Source organism: Endozoicomonas sp. SESOKO2, assembly GCF_024606245.1.
Classification (GTDB): Bacteria; Pseudomonadota; Gammaproteobacteria; order Pseudomonadales; family Endozoicomonadaceae; genus Endozoicomonas_A.
In genome coordinates, this window is sequence record NZ_JAHHPQ010000563.1 from 21,767 (window position 1) to 28,147 (window position 6,381).

At 48.8% G+C, this 6,381-nt stretch carries 5 protein-coding genes; all 5 read left to right on the plus strand.

All coding sequences use genetic code 11. The features are described from left to right. The first annotated feature begins 2 nt into the window (after nt 1-2). On the plus strand, nt 3-779 hold the full coding sequence (locus tag KDK17_RS13855; protein WP_257288299.1) for a uroporphyrinogen-III synthase: 777 nt from the start codon (nt 3-5) through the stop codon (nt 777-779). After that, entirely contained in the window at nt 776-2,131 is a 1,356-nt protein-coding gene (locus tag KDK17_RS13860) for a uroporphyrinogen-III C-methyltransferase (RefSeq protein WP_257276336.1), read from the plus strand. Before KDK17_RS13855 ends, KDK17_RS13860 begins: the two co-directional genes overlap by 4 nt. After that, nucleotides 2,128-3,375: a heme biosynthesis HemY N-terminal domain-containing protein gene (locus KDK17_RS13865; RefSeq protein WP_257255028.1), complete on the plus strand. Its 1,248-nt coding sequence runs from the start codon at nt 2,128-2,130 to the stop codon at nt 3,373-3,375. The genes KDK17_RS13860 and KDK17_RS13865 overlap by 4 nt, the downstream gene beginning before the upstream one ends. Continuing rightward, nucleotides 3,372-3,752 (plus strand): DUF423 domain-containing protein, encoded by a 381-nt coding sequence (locus KDK17_RS13870; protein ID WP_257255027.1) that lies wholly within the window; start codon nt 3,372-3,374, stop codon nt 3,750-3,752. Before KDK17_RS13865 ends, KDK17_RS13870 begins: the two co-directional genes overlap by 4 nt. 93 nt (nt 3,753-3,845) lie before the next feature. Then, a partial coding sequence (locus KDK17_RS13875; RefSeq protein WP_257288300.1) for a hypothetical protein occupies nt 3,846-6,381 on the plus strand: 2,536 nt, incomplete at its 3' end.

The following is a 6,381-nucleotide window of genomic DNA, read 5'->3' on the forward strand; positions in this document are numbered from 1 at the left end:
TCATGATAAACAATCGTGAGATCAGAGCATTGGTCACTCGCCCCAGGGAGCAGGCTGAACCACTGGTTGCCATGATTCAGAATCAGGGGGCCATGGCATGGTCTTTGCCGATGATCCATATTCAGCCGGTGGCAGAGAGTCAGGCACTGCGAGACCGAATATTACAGCTGGATCAATACGGTAAAATCATTGCCATCAGCCAGAATGCCGCCAGACTGGGCCTGGAGCACATAGAGAATTACTGGCCACAAATGCCCCTGAAGATCGACTGGTATGCCGTCGGCCCAAAAACACGACAATGGCTAAATAGCAACAACATTGAGGCCGCCTGCCCGGAAGTACGACAAAAGCCCGGAGACAGCGAAGCCCTGCTGCAACTGGAGAGTCTTCAGCAGGTCAGCGGAGAAAAGATACTCATTCTGAAAGGCAAAGGCGGCAGAGAGCCGCTGGAGACTACCCTCAGTAATCGGGGAGCCCGGGTGGATTGCCTGGAAGTTTATGAACGCCAGAAGCCGGACTACCCGAAAGATTATCTGAACAGACTGATCAAAGATCATGCTATTAATGTCATACTGACCAGCAGTGGTGAGATTCTGGCCAATACCACAGACTACCTTTCTCCTGCTTTAAGTCAGGAGTGCTGTCTGGTGGTTCCCAGCGAAAGAATTGCCAGAATGCCAGAGGCTCAAGCATTCAAACGGGTTTATACCGCTCAGGGTGCCAACAATCACGCCATGGTCTCGGTACTGAACCTGATTAACAGCGAAGGGTTAACGTGAGCAAGAAAGATCAGAACGCCAGAAAACTCGAGCAAGCTGAACCGACACATCGGGCCAGGTCTGGAGAGCCTTCAAAAAAACAGGTTAGCAAGTCGACATCGACAGGCTCCGGAAAACAGCCTCAACAATCAGCATCAAAACCAGGAGGTAAACTATCTATCCTGGCCTTGCTGATTGCGGTTATTGCACTGGGTTTAAGTGGCAGTATTGGCTGGCGGTTCATGCAATGGGAGCAGCAGCAACCCGCTCTGATAGCAGGACAGGAACAGCAACAAACCCAGATTGCACGGGTTCAGGCCAGACTCACTGAAATAAACGGTGAACTCACGCCCATCAAAACCGGACTCGACGAACAGCAAAGTCAAAGTGAACGCCTGCTGAAGCGCACCGACAGTCTGACCAGAAGCCTTCAGGAACTCACCGGCAACAGTCAGGATGGCTGGAAGCTGGCAGAAGTAGAATACCTGCTCAGACTGGCCAATCAGCGCCTGCTCATGACATCTGATACCCACTCAGCCAAGGCTCTCCTTAACAGTGCTGATCAAATGCTGCTTGAGCTGGACAACTACAATTTGTATCCCGTGAGGGAAGCTCTGGCAGAAGATATTGCTTCTCTTAACAGCCTCCCGGATTTTGATCAGGAAGGTCTTTACCTGAAGCTTGAAGCGCTCACCCAGCAGATTGACGAACTGCCCCTGATGGAAAAAGAGCCCCTGAAATCAGCTTCAATCTCGGTATCAAAGCCCTCTGAGACGCCATCCACAGGCGCTCCATCTACTCCATCTTCAGAGACCACCGACTGGCAGACTGTCGCCCTCTCAATGCTGAACAATACCCGGGAGAGCTTTGTCCGGCTGTTCAGATTCACCCCGGATCGTGATCAAAAAATCACGTCACTGTTGTCACCCGAAGAGAATATTTTGATTCGCCAAAACCTTCAGCTAATGCTGGAACAGGCCAAGTTGTCAGTTCTCTCCAGAGAGCAGGCGATCTACAACAGTAGTCTGCAACAGGCTTCAGACTGGATAGAAAAATACTTCTCGCTGTCAGGGGCTCAGGCCACCGCAATGCTGGACGAGCTGAAGGCTCTGGACAAAGTCACCGTAAAACCTGTCACCGTCAATATCAGCCGTGCTTTGAACTTGCTGAAATCCAGCCTGATAACTGAGACCCCGCAGAATGAAAAAAACACCTCGGGGCAAACTGAATCCTCAGAGAGTGCACAGACTGTTCAGAACAGCTCAATCGAAAAAACACCTGAAGGGATTGATCAGACAGCCACTGAAAACCAGTCAGAATATTCTCAGCCCCCGCAAGCACCTGCTGACTCTTCAGAGGAGCCAGAAACATGAAGGGTTTTATCATCTTCCTGGCGATTCTGGGCATTACTTTTGGCTTGGCAAACGTCATGATCCATGACAGCGGCTATGTGCTTATCTCGTACAACAAGACAACGTTCGAAAGCACATTGTGGGGACTTTTTCTGTTGATTGGGCTTGCCATAGGTGCATTCTGGCTGGTCTGGATCATCCTGAGGCTCATTTTCGACGTCACAGGTTTTATCTATCCAATGACGTCCAGTGCCAAAGAAAGACGAGCCCGTAAACTGACAACCCGGGGCTTTGTCGAGTTCACTCAGGGGCATTGGAAGAAAGCTGAGCGACTGCTTTCGCAGGCTGCTGACTATGGCTCCTCACCTTTACTGAATTATCTTGCCGCAGCTCGTGCAGCTCATGAAAACGGTGACCTTGAAGCCTCTGCCGAATACCTCCGTCAGGCCGATCACAAGGAGCCCGGTGCAGAGTTGGCTATTGGCATTACCCAAGCTCAGCTTCAGCTCTCATCAGGTCAACTGGAGCAGGCACTGGCCACCCTGACCAAGCTGCACAAGCAAGTCCCACGACATGCCTATGTTCTGAAAATGCTGAAACAGACCTATACCCGCCTCAATGACTGGCAATCTCTCGCGGCTCTTTTACCCAAGCTGAAAAAGCAAAAAGTCGTTTCCGATGAAGAGTATCGGACCATTGAGCTTCAGTGCTTTGAAGCTCTATTCAATCAGGCCTTTAATAATGGACGAAGTTTTACCTCTTTGGATCAGAAAATAAAACCTGCAACCCAAATCTGGAACAGTCTGTCGTCCAACCAGAAGCATAATTCCGCCATGATTTACCGGTATGGAAAGTGCCTGACGGATCTGGGAGCAGAAGAGAAAGCAGAAGTTCTGCTTAGGGACAATCTGAAGAAACACTACAGCGGTGACATGGCTCTGCTTTATGGAAAAATCAAGGGCAAGGATGTGAGTAAGCAGCTGCATTTTGCCGAAACCATGCTCAATGAAAGACCCAACGACGCCGATCTTCTACTCACTCTGGGTCGCCTGTCTCTCCGTAATGAACTCTGGGGTAAAGCCAGGGAGTACTTTGAAGCCAGCCTGAGACTGAGTAAACGGATCGATACCTATAACGAGCTGGGACGTCTTTTGGCTCACATGGATGATCATGAAAAAAGCTCTCTGTACTTTCAGGAAGGATTGAGACTCGCAGCGGGCAGTGTTGTTGATCTGTTGCCTTCAAAAGTTACGGACAAAAAATGACTCGACGCTACCTGTTGTCCGGCGCCCTCTGCGGTCTAATCTCTGTGGCTCTGGGCGCATTTGGTGCTCATGCCCTGAAAACGCAACTTTCCGAACGTTATATAGAAGTATGGGCAACAGCGACTGATTACCAGTTCTACCACAGTCTGGCTCTGATTCTGGTAGCCGTTCTAGCCATCCACTTCAAAGATTCCGGAAAACTGAAATGGTGCGCCAGACTCTTTCTGGCAGGTATCATCCTCTTTTCCGGCAGTCTTTATATTCTTGCCCTCACAGAAATCAGCTGGTTGGGTGCGATCACTCCTCTGGGTGGCGTCTCATTAATGCTGGGCTGGCTTTTTCTGGCAATCTTTGCTGTTACTGAAGGCTCGGATTGAAGTTTTTCAACGGTCATCTGCATGATGACTCATTGTGGTCTATACATACGGATGGTAATACGAGTATTTATTATCATTTGCAGTAATGCCTCAATGAATAAAAACCTGATAAAAGACCAAAATCGGCAAAGCCTGATTATCAACAAAAAGCCACCTGCATTGATACTGTCACTTGTCGTATGTTTTCCAAACTGGAACAATTGGGCCAGTACTATTGGGTTAGATAATAATAATTTCAATCAATATCTGAATGCCGACCATCCGGTGGAAGGTCGCTATCGGTTAATGAGTGATATTGAACTGAGCCGATTCATTCCCTGGAAACCCGTCGGCAATACCTCCAATCCGTTCTCTGTCATTCTGCTTGGCAACGGCCACGTTATTTCCGGCCTCGAAGTTTCAACGTTATCAGATAATACTCCCTCAGGCCTGTTCGGGTCCTTACAGAACAGCACTATCAGGCAGATCCTGTTTAAACAGCCAAAAGTCACCAGCTACGGAAATACAAGCCCGGCCGGTGCACTTGTGGGCATGTTAAAACGCAGCAGGATTGAAGAGGTGGTCAATTATGCCGGAACCATCAAAACAACCGGTTTTCGCAGTCATGCCGGAGGTATAGCGGGCAGTGTTTCTGATAGCGTCATACATGATAGTGTGAACACCGGCACCGTTTTCACAACCGGATCCGCCAGCACAGGCGGCATTGCAGGATTGGGCGATCAGATATCTTCCCTGTCAAATGATCTGAATACAGGAAAAATAGTCTCCAGAAATTTACATTCCTCGCCCGCCGGTGGCATCGTCGGAACCCTGAAAAGCGACAGCATTGCTAACAACAATCTTAATACCGGTGAAGTTAATGTTGGCTTTACCGAATATTCCGGGGGCGTTGTAGGAAAAGCAGAAGCTGCGAAGGCATTATATAACCTCAACACCGGAAAAATTGCCTCGGATTACTCCAGAGCCTTCTGTAGGCTAGGTGGAAGCAGTGGCGGAATAGTGGGGCATGCCTCCAGGCAAAGCCTGGTCAGCAAAAATCTCAATACGGGTAGCATTTTTACAAGGGATTGGCGTACCTATGGAGGAGGAATAGCAGGGGATGTAGTCAACACTACTGTTGTTCAAAATGTTAATGCCGGAACGGTCACTACTCACGACTTTCAGTCATCTGCCGGAGGGATTACCGGAGAAGCTGAAGGTTCAGGCATTCGGGACAACCTGAATGTCGGAGCAATCATGACGAAAGATGCTGGCGGTCACTTAGGGGCTATTACCGGAGCTGCCACTCTTTCAACCTCAGTGTACAACAATGTCAATACAGGTTCGGTTGAAGCCCGGGACAGCCACTGCTACGTAAGCGGGGTAGCTGGCAGAGTTTGGAAGGCAGGTGCCATTGAGCATAACCTGGATACTTTCACAAAGTATCAATGGACCAGTGAGAGAGGTAGTGGGCGTAATATAGGTATCATAAGACTATCGAAAAGTACCCTCAAATCAAACGTAACCCTGTTAGACAGCACGCTCTGGAATGCCGGTGATGCATCACAGCTGCCGATGCTCAAGGGCATTAATACTCCCTACCGTGAACTTGCCCGAATAAATGGTACCAAACAGACAAACAATCAGTTCCCGTCGGCCCTGAATGAGTTTGCGGATCCCGGTGGTGCTTCAAATGCCACCTCTTTTGATCGTACTGTCTGGAACAGTCGGGATGGCTCTTTACCGTTTCTAAACGTTTTCTCCAAACCACAAACATTACTGGCTGGGATTGACTGCACAAAAGGGGGGTTTGATTGCAGCGAGGATAAAACTCCGTCAGCTATGCAGCCCTATGAAACCCATTCGCCCAGCCTGCCAGCTAACTGCCCGCCACCAGAAGGCACGCCCCTGTTTCAAGCGTATGACCCGGCAAACCAGCAGGTATACGTCGTCATTCAACCTGAATCGTTTTCTAAAGAAATTATTCTGGCTCGCTACAAAGGCCGTGAACTGGATAAACAATTTGGTCTGTGCGGCATTGTGACCTATACAACCTCTACCAAACACTCCGGAATGCTGGCTTCTTACCAGTCTCTGACAGGGCAGGTTGTTTACGAAACCGAAGGCTCTCAGCTCGGCTCTTCCCTCAATATTGTTGCAATGTCAAAGTCAGGAAAAGCGACGCTGTTCGAGTTCCCGTTGAGTGATATCCAAAGATACCGGGCACGATTCAGTGTCATTAAAAACGTATTTCCAGAGAATATTCAAATTAATGATATTGCTCATCATCAGGGTGCCATGTATTTAACAGGGAAAATCAATAACAACTTATTTGTTGGCCGCTATCACCAACGAAAATTCTTTTTTTCTGAAAAGTATTCTGCAAACTTTGGCCAATATGATGAGCAACAAGGACTCAATCTAAAGCTCTCCCCAGATGGCGAACGCCTCTATGTAACAGGCAAAAGTGATGACGATGTGCCCTATCCTCTGTTTATCAGACAGTACGACAGTCAACAACTAACCCCCGTCGCCTCTTTTGGCAACAATGGTAGAGAGGCAATGACCATCAATGACTTTGACACGGCCAACAGTCAGCAGGACATCCTGATACAAAAAGACCAGATCTACGTTGCCGTATTCAGCCCTG

What these genes read in the sequence shown, in the direction of transcription:
- KDK17_RS13870 (WP_257255027.1), top strand. Translation starts at nt 3,372, where the DNA reads ATGACTCGACGCTACCTGTTGTCCGGCGCCCTCTGCGGTCTAATCTCT.
- KDK17_RS13855 (WP_257288299.1), top strand. Translation starts at nt 3, where the DNA reads ATGATAAACAATCGTGAGATCAGAGCATTGGTCACTCGCCCCAGGGAG.
- KDK17_RS13865 (WP_257255028.1), top strand. Translation starts at nt 2,128, where the DNA reads ATGAAGGGTTTTATCATCTTCCTGGCGATTCTGGGCATTACTTTTGGC.